The sequence below is a fragment of the Chitinivorax sp. B genome, from assembly GCF_005503445.1.
GTDB lineage: Bacteria > Pseudomonadota > Gammaproteobacteria > Burkholderiales > SCOH01 > Chitinivorax.
In genome coordinates, this window is record NZ_SCOH01000023.1 from 1 (window position 1) to 26,574 (window position 26,574).

At 53.5% G+C, this 26,574-nt stretch carries 17 protein-coding genes; 6 read left to right on the forward strand and 11 right to left on the reverse strand.

What is annotated here, in order from left to right; all coding sequences use genetic code 11:
• The first annotated feature begins 44 nt into the window (after positions 1 to 44).
• Both FFS57_RS14505 and FFS57_RS14510 read left to right on the forward strand, forming a co-directional pair.
• Entirely contained in the window at positions 45 to 7,766 is a 7,722-nt protein-coding gene (locus FFS57_RS14505; RefSeq protein ID WP_212749162.1) for a YwqJ-related putative deaminase, read from the forward strand.
• Between the two features lie 14 nt (positions 7,767 to 7,780).
• Complete coding sequence (locus FFS57_RS14510; protein WP_137938531.1) at positions 7,781 to 8,635, forward strand: hypothetical protein; 855 nt, start codon at positions 7,781 to 7,783, stop codon at positions 8,633 to 8,635.
• Positions 8,636 to 8,673: 38 nt separating this feature from the next.
• Here the strand turns inward: FFS57_RS14510 and FFS57_RS14515 are convergent, their stop codons facing one another.
• From FFS57_RS14515 to FFS57_RS14530, 4 genes are all read right to left on the reverse strand, one after another.
• Positions 8,674 to 9,432, reverse strand: coding sequence for a transporter (locus FFS57_RS14515; protein WP_137938532.1), 759 nt, complete (start codon positions 9,430 to 9,432; stop codon positions 8,674 to 8,676).
• 192 nt (positions 9,433 to 9,624) lie between these two features.
• Entirely contained in the window at positions 9,625 to 11,580 is a 1,956-nt protein-coding gene (locus tag FFS57_RS14520; protein ID WP_137938533.1) for an acetoacetate--CoA ligase, read from the reverse strand.
• 192 nt (positions 11,581 to 11,772) lie between these two features.
• Entirely contained in the window at positions 11,773 to 12,384 is a 612-nt protein-coding gene (locus FFS57_RS14525) for a response regulator transcription factor (protein WP_137938534.1), read from the reverse strand.
• Positions 12,381 to 14,303: a sensor histidine kinase gene (locus FFS57_RS14530; RefSeq protein WP_171013959.1), complete on the reverse strand. Its 1,923-nt coding sequence runs from the start codon at positions 14,301 to 14,303 to the stop codon at positions 12,381 to 12,383. The genes FFS57_RS14525 and FFS57_RS14530 overlap by 4 nt, the downstream gene beginning before the upstream one ends.
• Before the next feature lie 153 nt (positions 14,304 to 14,456).
• Here FFS57_RS14530 and FFS57_RS14535 point away from each other — a divergent pair, with 153 nt between their 5' ends.
• The 4 genes from FFS57_RS14535 (at position 14,457) to FFS57_RS14550 (ending at position 17,635) form a co-directional block, all read left to right on the forward strand.
• Positions 14,457 to 15,458 (forward strand): TRAP transporter substrate-binding protein, encoded by a 1,002-nt coding sequence (locus tag FFS57_RS14535; RefSeq protein WP_137938536.1) that lies wholly within the window; start codon positions 14,457 to 14,459, stop codon positions 15,456 to 15,458.
• A gap of 4 nt (positions 15,459 to 15,462) precedes the next feature.
• Entirely contained in the window at positions 15,463 to 15,672 is a 210-nt protein-coding gene (locus FFS57_RS14540) for a hypothetical protein (RefSeq protein ID WP_137938537.1), read from the forward strand.
• A gap of 29 nt (positions 15,673 to 15,701) precedes the next feature.
• Positions 15,702 to 16,250, forward strand: a complete 549-nt coding sequence (locus tag FFS57_RS14545; protein WP_137938605.1) for a TRAP transporter small permease — start codon at positions 15,702 to 15,704, stop codon at positions 16,248 to 16,250.
• 137 nt (positions 16,251 to 16,387) lie between these two features.
• Positions 16,388 to 17,635, forward strand: a complete 1,248-nt coding sequence (locus tag FFS57_RS14550; protein WP_249384009.1) for a TRAP transporter large permease subunit — start codon at positions 16,388 to 16,390, stop codon at positions 17,633 to 17,635.
• Between the two features lie 139 nt (positions 17,636 to 17,774).
• On the opposite strand, the gene FFS57_RS14555 is transcribed toward FFS57_RS14550, so the two are convergent.
• The 7 genes from FFS57_RS14555 to FFS57_RS14585 all read right to left on the reverse strand — a co-directional run bounded on the left by FFS57_RS14555 (position 17,775) and on the right by FFS57_RS14585 (position 26,547).
• On the reverse strand, positions 17,775 to 18,554 hold the full coding sequence (locus FFS57_RS14555) for a substrate-binding periplasmic protein (RefSeq protein WP_171013960.1): 780 nt from the start codon (positions 18,552 to 18,554) through the stop codon (positions 17,775 to 17,777).
• A gap of 447 nt (positions 18,555 to 19,001) precedes the next feature.
• On the reverse strand, positions 19,002 to 19,586 hold the full coding sequence (nudK, locus tag FFS57_RS14560; RefSeq protein ID WP_137938539.1) for a GDP-mannose pyrophosphatase NudK: 585 nt from the start codon (positions 19,584 to 19,586) through the stop codon (positions 19,002 to 19,004).
• 478 nt (positions 19,587 to 20,064) lie between these two features.
• Positions 20,065 to 20,901 carry a heme-binding protein gene (locus FFS57_RS14565; protein ID WP_137938540.1) on the reverse strand — a complete coding sequence of 279 codons (837 nt, stop codon included), beginning with the start codon at positions 20,899 to 20,901 and terminating at the stop codon, positions 20,065 to 20,067.
• Between the two features lie 312 nt (positions 20,902 to 21,213).
• A complete protein-coding gene (locus tag FFS57_RS14570) occupies positions 21,214 to 22,368 on the reverse strand; it encodes an ABC transporter permease (protein ID WP_137938541.1) in 1,155 nt (384 codons plus the stop codon).
• The gene (locus FFS57_RS14575; protein ID WP_137938542.1) at positions 22,365 to 23,519 is read right to left on the reverse strand and encodes an ABC transporter permease; all 1,155 of its coding nucleotides are present in this window, start codon (positions 23,517 to 23,519) and stop codon (positions 22,365 to 22,367) included. The genes FFS57_RS14570 and FFS57_RS14575 overlap by 4 nt, the downstream gene beginning before the upstream one ends.
• Positions 23,516 to 25,465 carry an ATP-binding cassette domain-containing protein gene (locus tag FFS57_RS14580; RefSeq protein WP_137938543.1) on the reverse strand — a complete coding sequence of 650 codons (1,950 nt, stop codon included), beginning with the start codon at positions 25,463 to 25,465 and terminating at the stop codon, positions 23,516 to 23,518. Before FFS57_RS14580 ends, FFS57_RS14575 begins: the two co-directional genes overlap by 4 nt.
• Positions 25,444 to 26,547 (reverse strand): HlyD family secretion protein, encoded by a 1,104-nt coding sequence (locus FFS57_RS14585; RefSeq protein ID WP_137938544.1) that lies wholly within the window; start codon positions 26,545 to 26,547, stop codon positions 25,444 to 25,446. Before FFS57_RS14585 ends, FFS57_RS14580 begins: the two co-directional genes overlap by 22 nt.
• Positions 26,548 to 26,574: the final 27 nt, after the last annotated feature.

Below are 26,574 nucleotides of genomic sequence, written 5' to 3' on the forward strand. Positions count from 1 at the left end.
GCAATGCGATTCATAGTTGGCAGTACTTCGATGCGGCTGGGCGGATGGTGGGCACCATCGACCAGAAGCGCATGTTGACCTTGTTGACCTATGATGCGCGCGGGAACAAGACCGCTGAGCAGAAGATGGGTCGTGCCGTGGCTGCTGGGGTCGATTTGTCTACCCTGACAGGCGACCATGCAGCGCTGTTCAATCTGGTTGGCGACCATGCTGACGATCAGGTCACCTTGTTCGTCTACGATGGTGCCAACCGTCTGACCGCGCAACGTGAAGCGCAAGGCAGCATCAGTCGCAGTACAGCTGGCTTCGTACTGGGCTTGGGTGGTGTGGTGGCCGAGCTAAGCTACGGTTACGACGCCCTGGGTAATCGCACCTATTCGCGTGATGCCAACGGCAACGTCACCCGCAGTCAGTTCGACAGTAAGGGGCGTTTGATCAAGACCATCAATGTGGATGGCAGTGGGACTGTTGCGCGTTATGACGCAGAAGGCAACCGAACCTTCGTCTATACCGGTGAAATGCCGAATCAGGCAGTCTTGCCAAATAACATCACAGCCGGGCAGGGTGATGGCATTCAGGTCGGCTGGAACCTGCCGACCGGGTCGTTGGGCCGTACCTGGGTAGTCTATGACAGTCAGTCCCGTTCAGACATCGACACCTATGCCAACCGTGCAGGCGAGCAATTGGCGACGTTGGGTGCCCATTTCGCCCAATTTGCCAAGCCGGCAGCAGGTAGCAAGGTTTACTTCCGTGTGGTCAGCCAGGACGTGGCAGGCAACCTGGTATGGAGCGAAGAGAAGGTGCTGACGGTCGCACCGCAGTATGACCGGATCGAGATCTACGAAACCGGCAACGGCGGCCTGCGTTTCCGTGTGCATTTTGAAGGTGAGGTGAACAACGCATCCATCAAGTGGGGTGGTACCAACACAGTGGCATTGACTGCGACCGGTGGCGGCTATTACCAAGGTGAGCTGGCCGCGGCCGGGAACCTGTCACTGTTCTCTTATACCGTGAACTGGCAGGATGCCAGCGGCAAGCAACAAGTTGGCTTGGCCCAAACACTGACGACAGCCAGCCGTCGTACCACACCAAGCACCACGGTCTACCATCAGGTACTTAACCCACAGGTGAGCGACAGCTCTGCCTACCAGTACAAACTGGTACTCAAAGCCGCATTTGATGCTGGTCAGACCAGCGACATGCAACTGATGTTGGCTGACTGGCGTCCTGCCGGGGCAGGTGGCATGCCACGCACCTCCAGTGTGGTGGCCAGACAGGAAGGTGGCCGTACCGTCTATGACCTGTTCATTGGCGACCCGGCGGAACCGCTTGCCGTGGGTGACTACGATATTGTCCTGCGTGGCATGCGTGCAGATGGCGTGGTCGTGGAACTGGATCGTTTCCGTTACACATTGACTGCCTTGCCCAAGCCCGCAGAAGGGGCAGATGCATCCAAACCTATCGTCTCATCGCCCAGCAGCATTCAACATGCCAGCTGGCGTAACCCACATGAAGGCTTCAGCGGTCAGTGGGTGGTGCTTGACGGTAAATTGCAACAGGTCAGCCAGCAGGGTGAGGCGACCATTCTGGATGGCGCGACGATCAGTAACGGCGCACATAATCTGGACGTGTTCTATACCCAGACGATTGCGCAGACCCGCACAGTCAATGCGGTGTCCTCACAGGCCACTCACATCGAGCAACGTGATCAGTCGATTGGCTTCAAGCTGGATGTCAATGTCGGTGTGCCAACTGACAAGGTGACTCAGACGGCAGGAGGGGTATTCATCGCTTATGGCCGTTTTGGCGGTACAGCACCGACCGATCCGAATGCAGCGGGTTATACCCGCATGACGCTGAACAATTCCGGTGGGCGCTTCTTGGGGACGGCCACTGGTCTGGCGAAGGATGTGTACAGCTATATCGTCTATGGCAAGGATGCGAATGGGGTGGTGACAGTGCTGCAAGCCAGCTCGGTCAATGTATCGGGCGGCAGTAACAGCAACAGTAGCGGTGCAGACGTCCGCTTCACCCACGCTGAGCAGTTCATCAAGGTGGATGTCGAGGTACCGACCCCGGATACCTATAACCTGAGCTACACCTTCACCCTCAGCAATGAAGAGCTCGCCAATCTGCAGGGCGACTTCAAGGTACGTTATCTGAAACAGGGTGAAAGTGTCGCCAAGGAAGCGGTGCTGGTACGCAATGGCAATCAGTTCACGGTCAAGGTCAAAGACCTGAAGGGGCTGCATGAACTGAAGGCCTATTACACCGACAACCTGGGCAGGACTGTGATTGCCGACTGGCGTAATCATGATCCGAAAACCGGGTTTGCCGATACCGCCAACAGTACCGTCATCGTTGCCAAAGAGCAGGGTATTCAGCTCAATAAAGATGGCAACGGTCTGCACAGCTATGCTGGTGTTTACCTTGGCCCGCAAAAGGGTGCCCCGCGTGCCTTGGATATCTCCGTGATCGCGACGGGCCTGGAAGGTGGGCAACGTGCCAGTGATGGCCGCAACACCGGCTACTATGTCGAAACCAAGTACGACGCAATGGGCCACAAGATCGGCAGCACCGAAACCGACGGCATCTGGCGTGAATACGGTGTGGATCAGGCTGGTAACGCAGTGTTGACGTCATTGTTCGACAAATTGGGCGGCACATGGCAGGCCAACAGTTTTGCTGAATACGACGGCCGAGGCCGCAAGGTCGCGGAATGGAGCGCTGCCTTTACCGCCTCCAGCGATGCCAATGACGTGACAGGCTATGCCCAACGTAATCTGACCCGCTATCGCTACCACCGCAACGACCAAGTGGCAGATCAGGTTTCGATCTATCGTGATGTGGGCGGCAATGTCTTCGACGATGTGCTTGATCCACGTACTGCCATCCGTCAACGTGCGATTTACGATGCGACAGGCCAGAAGGTGGCATCGGTCGATGCACTGGGCAAGACCACACATTACCAGTATGACGAAGCCGGCCGGTTGGTTGGCACAATCGACGCTCGCAGCTTCCGCAGCCAACAACGGTACGATCACTTGGGTAATTTGGTCGAAGAGGTCAATGGGGCCGGTGGGTTCAGTCGTTACGAGTACGACACTCTTGGCCGTCGCATTGTCAATGTCGATGGGGTGGGTAATCGAACCAGCCTGGTGTACAACCGCCGGAATCACCTGTTGCAACAAGGTGATACCGCATTCACCTATGACTTGAACGGCAACCGTATCAGCAGTCAGGTTGGCACCTACAAGGTCGTGCAGGATTACGACAGCATGAACCGTATCGTGGCCAGCCACACATGGCACGGTGGTCGGGAGCATGTTGAACGTCGTCAGTATGACGTCTATGGCAACCTGATTCTGGAAGTGGATGCAGCCGGCCGTACCAAGAGCTACCGCTATGGCGCGTTCAACCGCTTGTTGCAAAGCGCGGATGAAGGCGGGTTGATCACGCACTTCGAGTACGATGGCTTGGGCCGTCAGACACGCGAATACAATGCCGAAGGCAAGGATGTTCGCCGTGCTTGGCACGCTGCAGGGCAGTTGGCATCTGTCACGGATGTTGGGGTAGGTGGCAGCACGGTTTACCGGTATGACGATGCAGGCCGCAGGCTGCGTGAGCAATTCAACGGCCAAGGCCACAGCCGTGACCTGCGTTATGAGTACGATGCGCAAGGTCGGCAGATTGCCTGGCGCGATACCGTGACCAATGTCGCCAGTCGAACCGAGCTGGATGCCAGTGGTAACGTGGTTCGTGTCTGGAATGATGGCGTCGGCCAAGCCTTTGATCACCGTTATGAGTTCGACGGTGCCAATCGCGTCGCGCGTGAAGGCCATGCCGATGGTCGCCTGATCCACGCCTATCGCTATGATGCAGCCGGAAACCGTATCGAAGACAATGACGGCACCCGGGTTACGCATTACGTCTACGACAGCAAGAATCGCGTGGTGGCAGCTCGTTGGTATGGGAGTGCCGCGGCACAGGCCAGCTCGGCTGGTTTCGGCGATCTGGCTGCACTGGATATGTTGGGTATCCGTGACCGCAGCAGCGATGCTGTGACATTGCCGGCAGGCAATATCAGCCTGACAGTACAGTCCGGCCAGCGGCCGACACTGCGCAGTCTGGCAATTGACTACCTGGGTGATGGCAGTTTGTGGAACCGCATTGCCATTGTCAGTGGTGGTGATGGCGGCCCCGATACCATTCTGTCCGAAGGCACCGTTGTACGTTTCAACCGTACATTACGTGACGTTTCCCGAGCCCACTATGGCAACGAGGCTGGTTGGACTGAGCTGGCGAAAGCCAACGGCCTGACCGACCCTGACGCTGGCCTGCCGGATGGCACACAGCTGCGGGCACCGCACTTGTGGCAAATGACTTGGGAGTACGATGCCAACGGTAATGTGGTGGCCAATAATCAGGGCTTTGGCTGGTATCACGCCAAACGTAGCATCAGTCAATACACGGAAGGTAACCGCAAGACCTATAGCGAAGAACAATCGCTGGTGAAAATCCGTTATGCCACGCTCCGCAATCGGGACAATGGTGATGGGGGTGGCCGCTTCTTCAACTTCTTCATCTGGCATGAAGGGTTTGCGCTGGGTACCCAGCAAAGCACCAGCATGTCCTTCGACGCCAGCGGTCGCATGACTAATATGCAGCTCAAAGCATGGAGCGATCACAAGTTCGCGGGGGCTGCATTCGAAAACGGCGGTGCCAAGCAATTCATGAAACAAGCACCCAATGGCATGGGTGCCGACATCAAGGACTATTTCTACAACTACAGCTATACCGCCGACGGCCGTGCCAGCAGCATCACCGGTAGCGGCCCGAAACGGGCCAATGGGTCCAGCTCCTTCCAGTACAACGCCAACCGGCAGTTGGTACGGCAGGTGCAAGGTCAGGGCGACGGCATGGAGCGGAGCGAGGTTAGCACCTTCTCCTACGATCATGACGGTCATATCGTCTACAAGTGGCACGACGGTGGACGCAAGGATACCCAGGTCGAAACCATCCATTATCTGTATGCCAACGGCCAATCGGTCGGTGAAACCGGCCATTACGCAGATGGCAGCAACAAAACGCTGATTGACGACGGCCGCTTTGCCCGTATCGATAACATTGATCGTGAGTTCCCCAGCAGTAGTATTGGTAGCTACACGGCCAAGGGGGGTGAAAACCTGCGTCAGGTTGCCGCCAATGTCTGGGGCAATGCCGCGCTGTGGTACTTGATCGCCGATGCGAACGGCCTGAATAGCGATACCGAACTGCAAGCTGGGCAACGTATCACCATCCCGAATCATAGTCGTAGCGATGCGGTAACCAGCGACACCTTCCGCGTCTACCGTGAAGACGAGATCATCGGCAGCCAAACGCCGAACCTGAAGACGCCACCACCGAAGAAGAAGTGTGGTGGTTTTGGGGCGATCTTGATGATCGTGGTGGCGGTGGTGGTGACAGTGTTTACTGCCGGCGCCGGCGCCATGTTGCTGGCTGGCCAGGCTGTGACGTTTGCCGGTGCGATGTCTGCTGGTGTGGGGGTATTGGCAGGGGCAACGGCCAGCTTGGGCGGATTGGCGCTGGCTGCAGGAGCAGCAGCTGCGGGTTCGGTGGCCAGTCAACTGGTCGGTATGGCCACTGGTGACGTGGAGAAATTCAGCTGGAAGCAGGTTGGTGTTGCTGCGGTGACAGCAGGTGTCACGGCGGGTGTCGGTATGCTGGGCGCTGGCAGCGCAATGGCCAATTTCATGGGGGTTCAAGGTACATGGGCGGGTCAAGCCGTAGCGGCCATGACCAATACTGCGATCACCCAAGCCAGTCTGTCAGCTGCTGGGGCTGGCACGTTCCGCTGGAAGAGCGTCGCGGCCGCTGGACTAGTATCTGCTGCAGGTAGTGCAGTGGATGCACTGGGGTCGAGCTACTTCGGTATTGCTGCAAATGACGGTTCATTTGGTTATTACGCCAAAGAGTTCGCCAAGCGCGGTGTTCAGCAAACCATCCAGGCCCGGGCAAATGGCGCCAGCATGCGCGATGCTTGGAAAACAGGACTGGCCAACTCTTTTGCCAGTGTTGCAGCCAATGCAATCGGTGATCATACCGATACCGTTGTCAAGAACGGGCAAACCGGTGAATACGAACTGAAAGCTGGTTTCTTTGGTGAAGAAGGTAGTGTCGGACATGTACTTGCACACTCAGTGCTAGGGGCCACCGTTGCGAAGTTGCGTAAGCAGGATGCGTGGGCTGGCGCGATTGGGGGGGCAGCCAGTGCTTGGAGTGCTGGTTGGCTAGCTGACCAGATGCGTGATATGGGACTGAGTGGCCCCGCTCAGGAAAAGTTGTTATCTCCTTTGACCCAAATGATTGGAGCTGGGACTGCGGAAATTTTTGGACATGACGCATCGAATGCAGCCGGTGCCGCCGCAAATGCGACTGAAAACAACTTCTTGCCACACTCGTTACAGCGTCGGTTGCAAGAGGCTTATAAGCGACTGGAGAAAAATGCACGAGATCTAGATGCGGCGCAAACGGTATTATCGCTGACTAACCTTGACCGCAAGAGTGATCAGTTGCTGGCTCGGCGGAAGAAAGGCGAACAGATAAGTGCTGGCGAAAATAAGATTCTGGATGATTATCTCCAGATGTACAGGTACGAAAATGGGGAGTCCGCATTCCAGGCCTTGACTACCTATGGCCCCCTGCATCGAATGGAACCTTCCCCCAAACCGACACTTTGGGATCACCTGAAAGGCACGTCTTACAACAGTTCATATGCCCGTTCAGCTTGGAATTGGGTGAAATCGTGGGATGACGAGGATCCTAGATCCCGCGAACAGAAACTTAATGAAAGAGCTTTCCAGACATTTGTACGTGAGACTTCTGCCAATGCACAAATCGAACGTGCGGGTGAGCCGGCGATTTATTTCCTTAGCGGAGGACTGGGGGCTGCGGTTCGCTTTGCAGGTGTTGCAATGTCAGCCTACCAAATGGGGGAAGGGATTGGTCAAATCCGAGATGGAGAATATGGTTCAGGTGCACTAAATGTCGCAGTGGGTGGGCTCGGAATTTGGGGCAATTTTTCAATGCAACGAGGCATGAGTAGCACTGTTAAAGTGACTCCCAAGGTGAATTCGGGCGCCTCGATAGGTGGTGCCTTTGAAGGGCGTACTTTGATTTCAATGAATATTGAACGTCAAGTAGCTCTGGAGTTGGGCCAAGAGCTTGCGGATGATGCCGCAAAAATAATTGCAAGTTCTTCTAAGGGCGAGTTGGGACGTTTAGCTGCAACAGCGAAAGCAGCTGTTGCGGAAACCAGTTTGGTTAGCTCAAGATTCGAGAATATCTATGTAAAAACGCCGAATTTCCCTGGTGTTAAGGTCGCAGATGACAATCTAAGCTTTGTTATAACTGATAAGAAGAAGTATCTTGATGAGGTTGCAAAGCTATATGCTGAACGTGGATCGGGGTTAAGTCCGGCTGTCGAGAGGATGATCAAGAAGCATATAGAATCAAAAGTTGATTTTCCGACCCATGCAGGACTTCCAGGTTTACATGCTGAGGTCAGGGCTGTAAATGATGTTATGAACAAATTGACAGTACGTGGTTTCAATCCTATGGAATTTGATGTGAGTAAGATTCAGGTTTCAACGTTTAAATTAGCACCAGACAAAGTTGGTGGGCAGGGGCAACCATTCCTGGCCTGCAGCAATTGTGGGAGTATTCTTCCACGTGAGCTGAAGGTAAACACTGGGAGGAAGTTTTAATGCTTAGAGTTAGGATGTCTGCCTTAGAGGCTCTTGATGGGGTTTTCTATTATTTAGGGGAGAAGTTTTCTGGTGTGGTAATTGCCAGTGTGGATGATTTTCTCTCCATTTCGAAATTCTCTGATGGTCGTGTTGATTTGACTGAAAGTTTAGAATTGGCCAGGCAGTATGATGAGAAGCAATTGGTTGATTTTGATCTTCTGGAGAGCTTTTCTCCTTACGATGGTGATGAAATTTATAGTTCGGAGCCGTTTGAATATAAAGGACAGCTTTTTAATGGTATTGCTTTTGAATTTAATGGCGATATTTGTGTTGCAGAGAAAAGTATAGTCGATGGCTTGACTGTGAGTGAGAAGGCCTGGGGCCAGGCTGGTGATCTTATTGAGTTTGATGGCCAAGATGGGGGATTTTGGTATCAGTGCTCTTGGTATGCGAATAAGCAAGTTAAATATTTAAAAGTATCTGATCGAGATGGATTTGAACTATCTGTTGGATTATCCAGGTTTGGTGAGGTATCGAGTGTTGCTGCTGAGGGCGACTGGAGGACTAAGTGTCGTGAAGTGTCGACAGAGCTATTCCCATTGGATTTGAATGACCTGGTTCAGCGGCGGATGGCTGAGAAGCTTTCCCTTTCTGGGCGGGGGGTTGATGATGATTTGGTTGTGCCACTTCTATCAGCTGATTGCTTTCAAGGGATGAATTCTTTGTTGGTCAATAATGTGGGGCTAAGTGATTCCGTGATTGTCGAAATATGTTCGCATGAGAATGTGAAAGAGGTTTATGTTCGAGATTCTGATTGCGATAGGAGTGAGTTGGTAACTCAAATTCGTTTGGTTAACCCCAGGTGTAGTATTGTGTCCAGCTTTTGAGAGAAATATAGATTCTCAATTCCCTGTTGAGGAAGTGCTCAAAACCAATACATCACCCGCGCCTCCAGCTCAGTATCGTAATTCGGCATATCATCCTTCACCCCTTTCGACCACGTCAGGCTGACCATGGCCTGACGTGATAGAAAGCGGCCGATGCCGATGCCTGTCGATACGAACCATTTTTTGTCGGTTTCGTAGTTCACGCGTCCGTCGGCCACGGCTTCAACAAAAAAGTGCTGTGGCAGACGGATTTGGACTGTGGGCTGGATGATGGTCTGGCGGAATTTGGTGCGGTGGTCGTCACCACCGGCGTCGCGCATGTTGCGAACGATCAGTTGGGCGTAAGAGCCACGGCTGACGGGGAGGTCGACTTCGGCCATGACGGCGGGCGCCCAGGTGTAACGGCCGTAGCCCAAGCTATCGCGTGTGTTGGTGGGGATGGTGACTTGCAGGCCGGCACCGTAACGAAAGCCCGGTGTGGGTGACGTGATCAGTGCATAGTGCATCAAAGTGTCGCCCATGCCGGTGTGCCATTGCCCGGTACGGTTGTCGCGGGCGGGCAGGTCGGTGCTGACGAAATTGAGTTCAAGTCGTGACCAGCTGGACCAGTTGTCGGTGACCTGATCGATGCGGTCATAACGCAGCATGCCAAGATCCAGGTGGATGTCGCTGGTGACCTTGCGGTGTTTCAGTCGCGCATCAATCCATTGCTGTTTGGCCAGTCGTGGGTCTTGTGCTGCCTGTGAAACGATGGGTATCAATATGGCCAGTACCGCGGCACACCAAGCGGGTTGCATGATACGGCGCTCCTGATGGTTCGGTTTTCTCAACCGAATGAATATTGTCGGATTCGAGTATGTCAGGTGAAAGGGCCTTGCGTAAATCAGGCCGTGACATGCCCGTTATTGTGTCAATCAAACTTCAGGATGGCATGTCAAAAAACAAGCCAGCAGGGTACTGCTGGCTTGCTCGTATAGCTTCTTATTAATTCAACTTTGCAGCGCTGGCAAGTTTTCGAAGAGTTTCAATGCTTCTGGGTTGGCGAGTGCGTCCTTGTTTTTCACCGGTAGGCCGTGAATGACATTTCGTACGGCAAGTTCGACGATCTTACCGCTGACAGTGCGAGGGATGTCGGTAACCTCAATGATTTTAGCTGGAACGTGGCGAGGGCTGGCGCCTTCGCGGATTCGTGCTTTGAGGCGATCGATCAGTTCGGGGCTTAGTGTTTGTTTGGGCTGCATGCGTACAAACAACACGACGCGGACATCCCCTTCCCAGTCCTGCCCCACTGCCATCGATTCCATGACTTCCGGGCAGGTTTCCACCTGTCGGTAGATTTCAGCGGTGCCGATACGAACACCGCCCGGGTTCAGGACAGTGTCGGAACGGCCGTAAATGACCACCCCATCATGCTCGGTCAGCTCGGCATAGTCACCGTGGCACCAGGTGTTATCGAAACGTTCAAAGTAAGCGGCGCGATACTTGCTGCCATCGTCGTCATTCCAAAAGCCGATTGGCATGGACGGGAAAGGTTTGGTGCACACCAGCTCACCTTTTTCCTGGCACACTGGCCTGCCGTCGTCATTGTAGATGGCCACAGCCATGCCCAAGCCACGGCTTTGCAGTTCGCCACGATAGACGGGTAGTACCGGGTTGCCCAGAGCGAAGCAGGAGATGATATCGGTACCACCGGAAATGGAGCTAAGTCGGATATCGGCTTTGATGGCACGATAGACGTAGTCGTAGCTCTCGGGTAGTAAGGGGGAGCCGGTTGAGAGTACGGTCTTCAGGTTGTCGATTTCGTGAGTCTTGGCCGGGTTGCCGCCCGCTTTTTCCAAGGCTGACAGATATTTGGCGCTGGTACCAAAGATGGTGATGTTTTCGTCTTCTGCATAATCCCACAGCACATTCGCATTGGGATGAAATGGGGAGCCATCATACAGAGCAACGGTGGTGCCAACAGCCAGGGCAGATACCAGCCAGTTCCACATCATCCAGCCGCAGGTGGTGAAATAGAACAGTCGATCCTGTCGGGTAAGGTCGCCGTGCAGGACATGTTCCTTCAGATGCTGCAGTAAAGTACCACCGGCTGAATGCACGATACATTTGGGTACGCCAGTCGTCCCGCTGGAAAACATAATATAGAGGGGGTGATCGAATGGCAGCTGTGCAAACGTGATCTGGTTGGCGCTGTTGTCGGCAAAATCCAGCCAGTTGATGGCACGGGGCAGGTGGTCAATATCGGGATTGGCATCCAGATAAGGAATGATCACCAGCTTCTCGATGCTGGGCAACTGAGCGGCAATATCGGCAATGCGCGCCAGGCTGTCGATGGTTTTGCCTGCGTAATAGTAGCCGTCTGCGGCGAACAGGACTTTGGGTTCGATCTGGCTGAAGCGATCCAGCACACCCTGTACCCCAAAATCGGGCGAGCAGGAGGACCATACGGCACCCAGGCTGGTGGCGGCCAGCATGGCGACCACAGTTTGCGGCAGATTTGGCATGAAGCCTGCTACGCGGTCACCGGGTTTGACGCCTAACTGTTTCAGGGCGTGGGCTACCTTGGCCACTTCACTGTATAGTTCGGCAAAACTGTATTCGGCTTGCAGCTTGTCTTCACCGCGAAACAACAGTGCCGGCCGATGATCGCGAAAGCGCAGCAGATTTTCTGCAAAATTCAGGCGGGCACCGGTAAACCATGTTGCACCAGGCATTTTGTGGCCATCCTGCAAGACCTGATCCCAACGCTTGCTTGCCTTCACATCGCAGAAATCCCACAGCTCCGCCCAGAACGCTTCGTGCTGATCGACTGACCAGTCATACAGGGTGGGATAGTCTGCCAGCTTCAGGCCACGAGCTTTGTTTACATGTTTGATGAAGCGGTGAATGTTGGATTGCTCGATTTGCTTGGCAGTGGGCGACCAGAGGGCGTTAGTTGCAGGCATGGTGTTGTCCTCGACAGATTTGTTGTTTGGTTTTGTTGAGTGGCAATGATTCTACCACTCCTCTGTCAGGTTGCTGGGGCCTGGGTCATCAATAGATGACAGGTTTGCCATGCCAGTCGCAGGTCATGTATTGAAAACTTGTAAACAGCTGTTGAAACATGCCGTTAAACTCCCCGGCTTTGTTGAGGGCAGTTACTCACGTCCTGCCAGCAATTGTGCCAATTCGACAGCGGATCGAACGCCCATCTTGGTGAATACATTGGCGCGGTGAACTTCGACTGTCCGCATGGTGATGTTGAGTTCATCTGCAATGACTTTGTTCAGTTTTCCTGCCAGCACCCGGTCCATCACTTCTCGTTCGCGCGGCGACAATTTGGCCAGCCGTGAGTGTACCGCCTCCTGATTACCACGCGACTGGCGGCGGGCAATGCAAATCCCTAGTGCATCGTTCAGCTTGGCGAGCAGCACCTGATCAGTACATGGTTTTTCCAGAAAGTCATACGCCCCATCCTTGACTGCTTGGACTGCCATTGGAATGTCGCCGTGGCCAGACAGGAACATGGTGACCAGCTCGCTACCGCGTTGTCGTAAGGCAACGAAGACCTCCTGGCCGCTCATGCCATCCATTCGGATGTCCAGCACGGCGACGCCTTCCCAGTTTGGTTCCAGGGCGGCCAGAAACCGCTCACCCGATTCGAACGTGCGTACCGAATAGCCGTGCGATAACAGCAGCAGGCCCAGTGCATCACGCACTGCTGCATCGTCATCTACAATAAAAATGTTTTTCAGTTCAAGTTGGCTCATAGCGGTAAGGTAAAGTGAAAACAGGTGCCCACGCCGGATTCGGTGTCGAACCACAGCTTGCCCTGATGGTTTTCGATGATGGAGCGGCAGATGCTGAGGCCCATGCCCATTCCCATACTCTTGGTGGTAAAGAAGGCCTCGAACAAATGCTTGGCCACCTCTTCCGGGATGCCGCCGCCGGTATCGCGCACGCTTACTTGCAACAAATCATTGCACTCCCTGGCTTCAACATGAATTTCCCGCCCGCCGATCTGTTGGCTGGTACAGGCCTCAATGGCATTGCGCAATAGATTCAGTAACACTTGTTCAATCAGCACCTTGTCAGCCTGAATTTCCGGCAGCGGATGCTGGATGACCTGCAGCCGAATCCGTTTCTGTCGTGCATCCGGCTCTATCAAGCCCACTGCGTCATCAACAATCGTATTCAGGCTACATGCTTCGCGATGCGGCACACTACGCCTTACAAATTCGCGAATCCGCCGGACGATCTGTGCTGCCCGCTGGGCTTGCTCTGCAATCTTGTCCAGCGTGCTGCCCAGCAGCTCCTTTTGATGAGGCTGGGTGGCGAGCTGCCGTGCTGCGTTGGCATAACCAGACATGGCCATCAGCGGTTGATTCAGTTCGTGAGCAAGGGTCGATGCCATTTCCCCCATGCTGACCAGTTTCGCCGTCTGACGTAGTACATCTTCTTGCTGCCGGGTGTGCTCTTCAATTTTTTTTCGTTCGGTGATATCGACCACCGAACTCATCCATCCTCGCTGCTGGCCATCTGCATCAATCAATGGCGTGGTGTAAACCATTGTGTCTACATAATGTCCTTCGCGGTGCCGAATCCGTGATTCAAACCCGGCCATTGGGGCACGGCCGGTCAATACGGCCTCGTTCTGCTGCAGGTGTTGATCCATTGCTTCTGGCACCCAGTAAGGATAGGGTGGCAATGCACCCAGCAATTCATCGCGCGTATAGCCTACCATTTTGCAAAAGGCCGGGTTGACATAAATAATGCGGCCATCCAGATCTCTGGCTCGCATACCGACTGACAACGAGTCTTCCATTGCTTGTCGAAACGCATGTTCGGCCCGCAGTGCGGCTTCCGCCAGCAATCGGCCTTGCACATGGCGCCGCAGCCGCCACCAACTGTATAGCACAGCCAACGCTAGCCCGATGACCGACAATACCAACAGGTTGCGTACCATACTGCTGGGTTGGCGATACGCCGTGACTTTCAATAGTAAGTCTTTACCCGGTGGGTCCAACGGAAGCTGATAGGAAAGCGTCTCGTCCCCGGTTTCGACTTGGGATTTGCTCGCAATCACTTGACCGTTACCATCTATCACCATCAGACGGTACTTCACTGCAAACCACCAAGGGACTTGTTGCGCCACCATTTTGGGTAGCGACATCAACGCCACTGCGATAAATTCACCTTCCGGTACAACCAGTGCGATGATCTGATCCTGCCCTTGATTAAATACATCCGAATATGTGGCATGTCCTGTTCTGGTCGCAAAGTCCCGTGCAGCCTTGATTTCCGGCAGATACTGCGATCCGATTGGTGTACTATCGTAGATGGCTGCATCATCTGGCGAGCGGACCTGCACCCGGATTACTCCTGGGTTGCTGCTCTGGATGAAATGAAGCCGGGCATTGAAGGTCGCCAGATCAAGCTGATCGTTGTGCTGGCTTTGCAACAACGATTTCAACCGCTCTTCAGTTTGCTCAAATTGAAAACGTAAATTCTGTTCAACCCACAATACATCGTTGATCAAGACCAACCGCTGTTCATCCCGTTCATCCCGATGTGAATACCACAGCAAACTGGCGACAGCTGCGATGAACAACGCCAGCGCAATGCGTGGTAGTAACCATAATGAACGATTGATCGCAGGTTGGGTGCGAGGAGGAAAGATGGGATTCATACCCGTCATCGTAAAAACATTACAGCAGACTGCGCCAGCCTGTGGATTTCCACAGCGCAAGCGTATTCGATTTCCCACAATTGAGTACGCACTCTACCCATCCCACAATCAGTTATATATTTACTCTACAAACATCAATAAGGAGACACCCTAATGAAACGTCGTTCACTGCTGCTTGGCACGCTGGCCTTGGTATTCTCCGGTGCAGTATTTGCCAACAATCCTATCGTGATCAAATTCAGCCATGTGGTGGCATTGGATACACCTAAAGGCAAAGCCGCTGAACACTTCAAGAAACTGGCTGAGGAGCGCACCAAAGGCCGCGTGAAGGTGGAAGTCTACCCCAACAGTCAGCTTTATAAAGATAAGGAAGAGCTGGAAGCGTTGCAGCTGGGTGCCGTGCAGATGTTGGCACCCAGTTTGGCCAAGTTTGGCCCGTTGGGTGTGAAAGAGTTTGAAGTTTTTGATTTGCCGTACATCTTTGATAACTATGCTGAGTTGCACAAGGTAACACAAGGCCCGATTGGTGCCAGTCTGCTGGCCAAGCTGGAAAGTAAAGGTATCAAGGGCCTGGCCTTCTGGGATAACGGGTTCAAGCAGTTTTCCGCAAATAAACCACTGAAAAAGCCGGAGGACTTCAAGGGTTTAAAAATGCGCATTCAGTCTTCCAAGGTATTGGATGCCGAAATGCGCGCGCTCAGCGCTAACCCGCAGGTGATGGCATTCTCGGAGGTCTATCAGGCCCTGCAAACGGGTGTGGTTGATGGGACCGAAAACCCACCGTCTAATTTCTATACACAAAAGATGCATGAAGTGCAAAAGCACATGACGATTTCTGATCATGGTTACCTGGGCTATGCCGTCATCGTCAACAAGAAATTCTGGGATTCATTGCCTGGCGACATACGACCCGCGCTGGAAGGCGCCATGAAAGATGCCACCAAGTATGCCAACGATATCGCCAAGAGCGAAAACGACAGCGATGTCGATAACATCAAAAAATCCGGCAAGACGCAAGTCGTGACTTTGACTGCGGATGAACGGAAAGCACTCAAGCGAGCCCTGACGCCTGTCCACAAGCAGATGGAAAGCCGTATTGGTAAAGAATTGATCGAATCCATCTATAAAGAAACAGGTTTTAACGCGAACGAGTAATTGTTTGAAGCGTAAGGTGGCATATCAGTTGGCGTTGCCACCTACCGGTTTCTGTCCTATCGAACCCAATGACAGACTGAAGCGGTATCTGGCTGTTGCACTTGCCGGCCTTCAGGCTGCCATTTGGAACGAAATCAAGCGCAAAGCCGGTCTGTTGCCGGCCCCAAGCTATCGCCACGACCGTTGGTGTGGCAGCACCCTTGCGGGGGTGTGATCCAGAAGGAAGGTCCCATGACCCTATTCATGAAGCTACTTGATTACCTGGAAGAGTTCATTATTGCCAGCCTGATGGCCGTGGCGACCTTGATCATCTTTATGGCAGTGGTGCATCGCTATCTCACCGGGTTCAATTGGCCCTTGCAAGACTGGCTGTTGTCCCTAAACGTGTCGTGGGCTCAAGAGTTGTGTATCTACCTATTTGTATGGATGGCCAAATTCGGTGCGGCCTATGGCGTACGTACCGGCATTCATGTTGGGGTTGACGTGTTGATCAATCGGTTGAGTCATGACAATCACAAGATTTTTGTGATGATTGGACTGTTTGCTGGCGCATTGTTTACCGGGATTGTGGGCACTTTGGGTGCCACCTTTGTCTGGGAGATTGCTCAAACCGAACAGACCTCGGCTGATATGGAAATCCCGATCTGGTGGGTTTACATGGCGATTCCAGCGGGGTCGTATTTGATGTGTTTCCGCTTTTTGCAGGTCGCATGGGGCTTCTTCCGTACTGGGGAACTACCCAAGCATGACCACTCGCATGTGGAAGGTCTGGAAAAAGAAATGGAAAGGTAATCAGAATGAGCGCACCAATTACTGTACCCGCGAATCCAATGTCGATGAAAGTCCCGGTCGCTATTCTTGCTGCGCTGGCTGTACTGGCTTATGCCGGTGGCTCGAATGCCATCATCTTCTGCCTGTTGATTGCGCTGATGTTGACCGGCATGCCGATCTCGATTGCTTTGGGTCTGACTGTATTGACCTTTCTGTTCACAATGACCCAGGTGCCGATCGAGTCGGTGGCCCTGAAGTTGTTCACGGGCATTGAAAAATTCGAGATCATGGCGATCCCATTTTTCATTCTCGCTGGCAACTTCCTGACACATGGTGGCGTGGCCCGCCGCATGATCAACTTTGCCACCAGTATTGTTGGGCACTGGCATGGTGGTCTTGGCCTGGCGGGGGTGATGGCCTGCGCCTTGTTTGCCGCAGTGTCTGGCTCCAGCCCGGCGACAGTGGTTGCAATTGGCTCCATCATTCTGCCGGCTATGATCAAGCAGGGCTTTCCGAATCGGTTTGGGGCAGGGGTGATTACCACATCCGGTGCCTTGGGTATTCTGATTCCGCCGTCGATCGTTATGGTGATGTATTCCGTGGCAACGAACACTTCGGTCGGGGCGTTGTTTATGGCGGGTGTTATTCCGGGCATCATGCTTGCATGCCTGTTGGGTTTTACCACCTGGTGGCGTGCTCGTAAGAACAACTATCCACGCTTGGCCAAGGCAACCTGGGCTGAGCGTTGGCAGGCATTTCGCAAATCGATGTGGGGGCTGTTTCTGATCATCATTGTGATGGGCGGAATCTACTCTGGTATTTTCACCCCAACAGAAGCCGCGGCAATGAGTGCAGTCTACGCCTTTATCATCGCGGTCTTTGTCTACAAGGATCTGCGCCTGTCGCAGATTCCAAAGGTGCTGCTGGATTCTGCCTCCATGTCGGCGATGCTGCTGTACATCATCACCAATGCCGTGTTGTTCTCGTTCTTGATGACACACGAAAACATTCCACAGGCGATGGCAGACTGGATGATGGGCATGGGTTTGGGCCCCATCACGTTTTTGCTGGCAGTCAATGTCCTGCTGTTGTTGGCGGGTAATGTCATGGAGCCATCTTCCATCGTCCTGATCATGGCGCCGATTTTGTTCCCGGTGGCCACGCAGTTAGGCATTCATCCGGTACATCTGGGCATTCTGATCGTGGTCAATATGGAGGTGGGTATGTGCCACCCACCAGTTGGCTTGAACCTGTACGTGGCTTCCGGCATTACCAGGATGGGCATCACTGAGCTGACTATTGCAGTGTGGCCGTGGTTGCTGACGATGATTGGATTCCTGATTGCAGTGACCTATATACCAGAACTATCGCTGTGGCTGCCACGTATGTTGGGCATGATCACCTGATAGCGCAAAGCATGGCGGAGATGGTGTCGAGCTGTCTCCGTCAGGACCAAACAAAAAGCCTGATGTCGCGTGGTCCCACTTGGCCTCGGGCGGTTTGTTGAATGGTGTCAGCAATGCTCAGCGTCGGATGCGGGGCCACTTACCACTGTTGATTTTGTATCGGGTCTCGATAATTGACCAAAATTTTCTGAATGGCACCGGTTTGATAGCCTTTTCGCAAGGCAGTGTTGAATTGCTGAATAAAAGGTTTCATGTTCAGCTTCTTGGCGAACCCCAAATAATTGACATCATGCTTGAAAGGCGTGGCCAATATCGCCATTTTTTGTTGATGTGCATAAAGAAATGGGTCACTTTGCACAGTCAATTCATAGGCCAGTCGTCCCGGATTGATGAACGCCACATCAATCCGGCCACCCAGTAACTTGCGCAAGCGTTGAACAGGGCCGTTATCTTCTTCGATGACCAATTTGCCCGCTTTCTTGGCATGCTCGTATTCTTCGCCAAAGCTGCCATCCCTCCCTATGCCAACTTTCCTACCCGCCAAATCCGCAATGCCGCGGTAGGTGAATACATCGGTTTTCCTGACCACCATGATGACTTCATCGATAAAAATCGGATCGGAGTAATCAAAAATCGCCAGTCGCTCGTCTGTCTTCGATAAAGCAATAATGCCCCCTTCACCGACCAGGGCGGATCGATATGCCCGTGCCCAGGGATAGAGCTGGTAGGTGAATTCGTAATTCACCAGCTGTGTATCCATGTATTGCAGGATGCTGATCAATACACCACTTGGCTTGCCATTTTGCAGATGGACTTTGGGTATCGAGTAATCACTGCCAAGCAACGGTACTTGGATTGCATTGGCTGGTGATAGAGATTGCAAGGCCAGGGCTGTGATGATCAAACAGAGTATTCGCATTGAGTGATCCATAGTGGCGAATGGTCAACTGCGGCTGTTCAATCTGGTTTTGACGGGGTATTCCTTGAACCATGTACCCAATACCACTATTTGAATGACGCCGAGTCCCAACGTTTGACTGAAAAAACGGGAGGAAAATCTGCTGGGGCTACATCACACCCTTTAATGTCGTTGATTGCAACAACATGATTTACTTCGTATTTACGGCTCTATTTTAGACTGCGGGTGCCAGTGCTTACGGTATTCCGTTGAAAGTGTCTGCTGTCAGTCGTTGCATATTCATTTAGCAAGAAGGCGACGACTTTCAATGGTGGCAGTTGACGTGCCCACTTTGTTTGTTGCCAATACCCATGCTATCGATGCAGTGGCGCTGTCTTGCTGAATTCCCTGGCCTGGAACCATGCCCGTCATGGCTGTGATCCACATTGCAGGTAATTGATACAACGGTTACATAACGCCTTTCAATTTGACATGCTGTAGCAACATGATGGTCTTGGCATCGACGATTTCCCCTTGATCAATCATGGCCAACGCATCGTCCAGCTTCAGCTCCAGTACCTCGATCTCTTCTCCTTCTTCCGCCAAACCACCCCCTTGATGGTGCCGTTCATTGGGCTCGTACTCCCCAACAAAGAAATGAATGCGTTCAGTGACGGCGCCAGGGCTCATGAACACATCAAACACCTTGCGCACATTACTTACCTTGAAGCCGGTTTCTTCTTCGGTTTCGCGGCGGATACAGGTTTCCGGACCGTCTTCATCCAATAACCCCGCGCATGTTTCGATCAACATGCCGTGATAGTCGTTCAGGAAAGTGGGTAGACGGAACTGGCGAATCAGGATGACGGTTTGTTGTTCCCGGTTGTATAGCAAAATGGTGGCGCCATTGCCCCGGTCATAGACTTCGCGTACTTGCTGTTGCTGGGTGCCGTCATGGCGACGGTACTGGTAGGTGTATTTACGCAGAATGTACCAGTTGTCCGAGAGAACTTCTTCTTTGTCGATCTGGATACGGTCGTTATGTGTGGTCATGGCGGTATCTGCTGCTGCGATTCAAATCTGCGCAGTGTAACGCATCCATGTACTGGATAGGTCTAACGTGTCTATCCCAAGTTGGATTTGGTGGTGGGCGATTGATGATCAGGACAAAGTCACGTTTCGTGTATGGCGGGGGTGAGTCAGCTCAGACCAGTGGCTCAACTATTGTATGTGCACCGGAAATCAACCCGCTATCTAGCGGTCGAGCACGAACAGCATCGGTGTTATGAAGTTTGTCGGGAAGCAAGGACGACGATGTCTCGGGATTGGGTAAAGGGCGACTCATTTGTCTTGATCGGGAGCATGCAATGGGTGCCACCAACAAAACCCGTGGAAAGGAAAGGGCTGGGCCGACAGTGTAGGCTTATGTGCTGCATGGCAGCCCCAGACTTCAAACGGGTTTTGTTAGTGGTTTTCAAAGTGTTGAACAGATTCGAGCGTCATTCAACAGCCAGCACGCCGGCGTCGGTGATCAACGTTTGATCAGGGTGGCGACTGAGATATGTGGCCAGATCACTTCATCGAAAACCAGAAGCACAGTTTGTGTGTACTGCAATTGCATGAATTGCGAACCATCTTGGCGCTGTATGGTTTCAATCCAGAAAATGGCATCCAGTTCAGTGGCGTTGGCGTTACGGGTAATGAACGGAATGTTGACGATGCCACCTGCCGGTTTTGAACTGACTGGAAGATTGATGGTGTTGACAATTTCCAACCGCTGGTCGATTTGCCTGTTGAGGACATCAACCAATGCTTGATTGGGGTTCTCCATACAGAAACCCGGCGGGAACTGCCCATTCAGATAGGGATCGGTATAACCCAGTGGCAAGGGCTTGCCATCGACGCTTGTTGGCAGCGGGCTGACAGGTGCAATGACTGGGGCACGGTTTTCACAGGATGCCAGGCCTTGAGCAAGTAGTGAATCACCATGTGGAATGGTGGACTGGCGCACAATGGTCGATGGGGCATCGGGATCGCTGGTGGTGGGCACATTCAACCATAACCCGGGTTCAATATGGATGCCTTCGTCTGTTGCTGCATCGCTGACCTGCTGCAGATAGGTCAGTCCAAAGATATTGATGTCATTTTGTAGAGAACCCCGGTTCGGTACTGGGCCACCGATGGGGGTGAACGTGAGTACTTCCTTGGTGCTGTTGACGATCAAACGAAAAATCTGGTTGTGTTGGTGGTCGGGAACAGCAATCAGATTATAGCCATGTCCAGTCCAGGTACCAGCCAACTCAGCCAAGGGGCCAAGTTGTGCTTCGGTCTGGGAGATGGGTGCAGCAGCGCGTCGAAACAGGTTCATTTCTACTCCTCCATCGTAATTGATCGAAATCAGACAGTTGTGAAAGTGCAGAGCGCCAAGCAGGCATTGCCATATACAAACTGTTTATTTGAATTAATGCGGAATGATCAAATTAAGCGTTTTTTGATTCGAGTGAATAGAATAGGTGGTATGCGCTGGTTATAGGTTGACTGGTGGTAATGTCAAGGGAGAGGTGATATGGCTTGAGATAAGCGATTTCACTATTCTGATTAACAGAATAAATTTATTTTTGTGGATATGCTGAATTGAGGGATGGGACACATCATCAACTTGGCATGCGTCCCAATCAAATCAGCCAAATTGCCGCCGGAACCGATACAGACCAAATCCGAAAACCGTCCCCCCCAGCATCAGCATCCCGCTGATTGCTGGCCACAATGCCTTAAGTGGTAGCCCTTTCAACAAAATTCCAAATGCAATGTCGATGTAGTAATGCAGGGGCGAAAGATACATCATCCCGCGCAACCAGGTGGGCATGGCTTCCGGTGGGGTCCAGGCGCCGGACAGGAACAGCATGGGCGCCAGAATCAAGATGGTCAGCATGCCAACCTGTGCCAGATTGCGCGCCAATGTTGCGGCGAACAGTCCCAGGCCGGCGGTGGTGAATACATACAGTCCGGTTAGGCTGAAGAACAACAACAGGCTGCCACGTGTAGGTAGATCGAAGACGGGCATCAGTATTGCAAACAGGCTTAGACCGCTTCCTAGCAGAATGACAGTAGTCATCGAGATGACCTTGGGAAACATGATCTGAAACGGAGAAAGCGGCGATACCAGCAGCTGTTCGACCGTGCCACGTTCCTTTTCGCGCACCATGGCGGCCGCAGGCAACAGGATGGCAAATACGGTGATGACGGTCAGCAGTTCGGTAATGCCCATGAACCAGGCATCGTTCTGGTTGGGGTTGTACCAGACATGGCTACGGTTTTCGATGATGGGGAGTGCATCCAGCTTGCCACCACCCAGACCGGCTTGATGCAGGCTAACCTCCAGACCGTAGCTGCCGACAATTTGCGCAGCATAGCTGCTGGCGAGAAAACCCAATACGCTGTTGGTGGCGTCGATCTGCATCTGCAGTGCAGTCTGATGGCCGCTTTGCATGTCATGTTCGAACTGCGGTGGAACAGTCAACGTCAACATGGTGTGGCCATCATCAAGCAGTTGCTGGCCTTGCTGATTGGATGCCAATTGGCCATCCATCCGGAAATAGGGTGGTTGGAAACGACCCAGCAATTCGCGAGAAGCGGCAGAATGATCTTGGTCGCGCACCACAGTGGCAGCATGGTTCAGTTGCAAGGTGACGCCGGAAGCAGCCAGATACACATCGGCAGTAAAGGCATAGACGATGAATGCCAGCAGCACGATGTCGCGCAGCAGTTGCAAAAACTCCTTGCGGGTCATGACAGCCATGCGGCGTAGCCAAATGGTGAAATCAGCAAGGGTCATAGATTAGGCCGTTTATGGAACATGAAAAAACCTATGCCGAACAGGGCGACGGCGTAGCCGGCCAAAATCAGCACATCTGTCCAGAGCGCTGCCCAGCCAACGCCTTTCAGAAAGCAGCCAACCACGATATTGGTGAAATACATGGCGGGTAGCAGGTGGGCAATGCCTTGTGCAGTTGGGCCGAGTGAGGGGATTGGAATCAGTACGCCGGAATACAACACGGCAGGGATGACGGTGACAATGGCGGTCACAATCATGGCGGCGACCTGGGTCTGTACTACGACAGAGACCAGCAACCCGATGCCAGTAGTACAAATCACATAGATCAGACTGGCCAGCAAGAAGAACAGAAAATCACCCTTGAAGGGGACATTGAACAGCCATACCGTCAGCATCCACAGGATCAGGACATTCAGCGAGGAAATGGCAACATACGGTGCCAGTTTGCCAGTCAGGAATTCGCCCCGGGTAACAGTGGCACTGTAGATATTGAAGATGGAGCCGGATTCCTTCTCCCGGACCACGCCCAGTGCCGTCAGAAATGGTGGTGAGATCATCAGGATCACCATCAACAACTTGGGCGCCAATGACCAGATGCTTTTGACGCTTTGGTTGTACAGATAGCGCACCTCCAGTTTGACCGGTTGCAAGGCGTCCCGGGCCTTGGTCAGCGAGACACCTTTGGCCTGTGCCAACAAGCGGCCAATGTTGTCTTGATTGGCGGCGGCATTGAGTGCGGTCACATAGCCTTTCGTGGTCATGGCACGAAATGGAAAGGTACCGTCCACCAACGTCTGCACACTGGTAGCACGGCCAGTCTGTAACTGACGGCCGAAATGTTCAGGGATGATGATGGCGGCCCGAATGGTGTTTTGCGACAACAGATGGGCCAGTGCATGTTCATCCTGTACATAGCCTTGGAAATCAAAGTAACGTGAATCGATGAAGCGATAAGCATAGTCACGGCTTTCGGCCGTGCGGTCGTAATCCACCACCGCGAACGGAATGTCTTCCACATCCAACGACAAGCCATAGCCAAAGAGCAGCATCAGCAGCGCTGGCACCACAAACGCCAAGGTGAAGAACAGCCGGTCACGGACGATTTCACGCCATTCCTTATAGGCCACGGCCAGGACGCGATGTCGGTTCATCGTGCTTGCTCCAGTTCGGTCACGCGCTGTACGAAAACGTCTTCCATGGTAATAGGCCGTATGTCGATACGTGGGCAGGCGATGTCTGCCTTGGCCAAAACGGTGCTGATCTGTTCTCGAGCGGAGTTGGGTTGTTGGCTGAACAGATGCAGCTTCTTGCCGTACAGCGTGGCATCGGCAAAACCCGCAACCTGTAACAAGGGCAGGGCACGTTGTGGATCGCTGACGGAGATTTCCAGTAAGGTGCCCATCTTGTCGCGCAATGCCTGTTTCAATTCCGTTGGGGTGGCATCGGCCACGACCTTGCCGGCGAACATCAAGGCCAGATGGTCACAATGCTCAGCTTCGCTCATGTAATGGGTGGTGATCAAAATAGCGACATTGTCGACGCGAGCCAGGTGAAACAGGATGTCCCAGAATTGACGGCGGCCGACGGGATCTACGCCAGAAGTCGGTTCGTCGAGAAACAGCACCTGTGGTCGATGCACCAATGCGCAACCCAATGCCAGCCGTTGCCTTAAGCCCATGGGCAAGGTGGCGGCCAGATCCCGCTCGTGGCCGGTCAGGCCAGCCATATTGACGATCCAATCAGTACGTTCGTGGGTTTGTTGCCGGTTCAAGCCATAAATGCCGGCGTACAGGGCAATGTTTTCCAGCACGGTCAGATCCATATACAGCGAAAACGCCTGCGACATGTAACCGATGCGTTCCTTGATCCGTCGGCCGGCATTGCGCATATCGGCGCCCGCCACTTGGCCATAACCAGATGATGGTGGCAGGATGCCGGTCAGCATCTTGATCACGGTGGTTTTACCGGCACCATTGGCGCCCAGCAGGCCAAAAATCTCACCAGGTGGTACCCGGAAGCTGACTTGGTCGCAGGCCGTGAAATCGCCAAAGGTACGGGTCAGTTGCCTGGCTTCGATGGCTGCCTGATTGGCGATGGTGTGGCTTGCAGATGCTGGGTTACTTGTTTCGATATGGGTGGCTTCAGTCAGACCGCGTTGTTGCAACAAAGCCACAAACACGTCTTCCAATTCCGGTTCATTGGCATCCAGGCTGGTCACGGTCAGGTCGAATAGTCTGGCCTGGATCAATTCGGCTGCTTTGGTGGTAGTCTGGTCTTCCACAAACAACCGTAGTTGGGGGCCTTGCGCCTCGATTTGTGGATGCAGTGGTTTCAGGATGCCTAAGGCAGATACCTGTGGTTGGGCGTTAACGGTGACGACGCTGCCGGGTGCCAGTGCCAGAACATCTTCCGGGCTGCCTTGCGCTAACACCTTGCCGTCGAACAATAGCGACATGCGGTGAAAGCGAGCAGCTTCGTCCATGTAGGCGGTCGATACCAGGGCAGTGATGCCACGTTCACGCAACAGCTCACCCAGAATAGCCCAGAAATCCCGACGGGAAACCGGGTCAACGCCGGTAGTGGGCTCATCCAGAATGATCAATTCCGGTTCGTGGATCAGCGTGCAGACCAAGCCCAGCTTCTGTTTCATGCCACCGGAAAGGTTCTTCATGGCACGGTGGCGGAATGCGTCCAGCCGTGTCATTTTCAACAGCCGTTCCTTACGGATGGCCAGGTCCGCAGCGGGTACCAGGCGTAACTTGGCAAAGAAGTCGATGTTTTCTTCAATCGACAATTCGGCATACAGGTTTTGACCCAGCCCTTGCGGCATCAGGCCTATCCGGTCTTTGATGCGTTCGGCTGCAGCTTCGCTATCCAGTTCGACACCAAACACCTTCAGGTTGCCACCTTCAAAGCCCAGTACACCGGCAACCGCTTTCATGAAACTGGACTTGCCGGCACCATCCGGTCCGATCAGGCCATAGATTTCACCTTTGCCAACGGTCAAGTCCAGGCTGCTGACGGCGGTATGTTGACGATATCGCTTGGCAAAGCCCCGGGCCTCAATGATGCGTTCTACCACTTTGGGCGCTGCCATGCGATTTGTTCATTCCAGCGGATGACCGCGTCAGCCGGCAGCCCTGGCGTCAACTGCTGCTTGGGATTGCTGCCCAGGTATAGTTTGACTGCATAAACCAGCTTGACCCGCTCATCTGGGGTCTGGACTTCCTTGGGGGTGAATTCAGCGCGGCGGGCAATGTAACGCAAGGTGGCCGGGAAGGCTGCGTCAGGGAACGCATCGGTGTAGATCTGTGCGGGTAGGCCCAATTTCACTTTGCCAATCTGGTTTTCAGGTACGTATACCTTCAGGTACAGCTGGTTCAGATCGACCACATCAAATACCGGTGAGCCTGCCGCAACGACTTCACCAATGTCGCGGATGCGGCTGAGTACCACGCCGGCGGCTGGTGCCTTCAGCGTCAGATCATCTACCACGCTGCCGATCTCACGTTGCGTGGCTTGAGCTTGCGCTAATTGTGCTGCCAACGCGTTGATTTCCGCCTGTTTGGCTTGGACGCGTTCATTCCCCAGTTTGGCCTGCAACAGTGTTTGTTCAGCTTGTGTCTGCGCCGTGCGGGCTGCTGTGGTATCGGCTTGGGCGGCTATGGCTGCCAGTTCGGCCAATTCACGCTTGTGGCGGTCAACGGAACCACGCTCCTGTAATGCTCTCATGCGGACTGCATCACGCTGGGCCTGTTGTTCCGCTGCAAGCGCTTTATCGGTCAGTGCCTTGGCACGAACCAGCTGGGCCTGGTTGGCCGTGATGTTCAGTGGGACTTCCTGCTTGGCGACATCCAGTGCAGTTTGGGCGGCTAGCAGTTGGGCTTGAACTGCGGCCACGGTTTGTGCAACTTGATCAGCTCTGGCTTTCAGTTGGCTATCGTCCAGTTGTGCCATCGGTTGGCCAGCTTGCACGCTGTCACCTTCCTTAACCAGCAGTTTGATGATACGGCCAGGTGTCTTGCTTGCTATGGCAATGTGCTCACCTTCCAGGCGGCCATTTGCCTGTATCAGTCCTTCAGGCAAGCCTTGGCGGGCGGCCAATTGATGCCAGATCAAGTAACCACTTAGGGCCAGCGCGATGGTAGTGGGGATAAGAATTCTAGCGTTGAATGTCATGGTGCAGTCCGTTTGGATGAGGGGGCA

Excerpts from the sequence above, each read along its gene's own strand:
- FFS57_RS14580 (WP_137938543.1), bottom strand. The coding sequence starts at position 25,465 with ATGGCAGCGCCCAAAGTGGTAGAACGCATCATTGAGGCCCGGGGCTTT.
- FFS57_RS14550 (WP_249384009.1), top strand. The coding sequence starts at position 16,388 with ATGTTGACCGGCATGCCGATCTCGATTGCTTTGGGTCTGACTGTATTG.
- FFS57_RS14510 (WP_137938531.1), top strand. The coding sequence starts at position 7,781 with ATGTCTGCCTTAGAGGCTCTTGATGGGGTTTTCTATTATTTAGGGGAG.
- FFS57_RS14525 (WP_137938534.1), bottom strand. The coding sequence starts at position 12,384 with ATGAGCCAACTTGAACTGAAAAACATTTTTATTGTAGATGACGATGCA.
- FFS57_RS14575 (WP_137938542.1), bottom strand. The coding sequence starts at position 23,519 with ATGAACCGACATCGCGTCCTGGCCGTGGCCTATAAGGAATGGCGTGAA.
- FFS57_RS14515 (WP_137938532.1), bottom strand. The coding sequence starts at position 9,432 with ATGCAACCCGCTTGGTGTGCCGCGGTACTGGCCATATTGATACCCATC.
- FFS57_RS14505 (WP_212749162.1), top strand. The coding sequence starts at position 45 with ATGGTGGGCACCATCGACCAGAAGCGCATGTTGACCTTGTTGACCTAT.
- FFS57_RS14570 (WP_137938541.1), bottom strand. The coding sequence starts at position 22,368 with ATGACCCTTGCTGATTTCACCATTTGGCTACGCCGCATGGCTGTCATG.
- FFS57_RS14565 (WP_137938540.1), bottom strand. The coding sequence starts at position 20,901 with ATGAACCTGTTTCGACGCGCTGCTGCACCCATCTCCCAGACCGAAGCA.
- FFS57_RS14530 (WP_171013959.1), bottom strand. The coding sequence starts at position 14,303 with ATGAATCCCATCTTTCCTCCTCGCACCCAACCTGCGATCAATCGTTCA.
- FFS57_RS14545 (WP_137938605.1), top strand. The coding sequence starts at position 15,702 with ATGAAGCTACTTGATTACCTGGAAGAGTTCATTATTGCCAGCCTGATG.
- FFS57_RS14585 (WP_137938544.1), bottom strand. The coding sequence starts at position 26,547 with ATGACATTCAACGCTAGAATTCTTATCCCCACTACCATCGCGCTGGCC.
- FFS57_RS14520 (WP_137938533.1), bottom strand. The coding sequence starts at position 11,580 with ATGCCTGCAACTAACGCCCTCTGGTCGCCCACTGCCAAGCAAATCGAG.
- FFS57_RS14535 (WP_137938536.1), top strand. The coding sequence starts at position 14,457 with ATGAAACGTCGTTCACTGCTGCTTGGCACGCTGGCCTTGGTATTCTCC.
- FFS57_RS14555 (WP_171013960.1), bottom strand. The coding sequence starts at position 18,554 with ATGCGAATACTCTGTTTGATCATCACAGCCCTGGCCTTGCAATCTCTA.
- nudK (WP_137938539.1), bottom strand. The coding sequence starts at position 19,586 with ATGACCACACATAACGACCGTATCCAGATCGACAAAGAAGAAGTTCTC.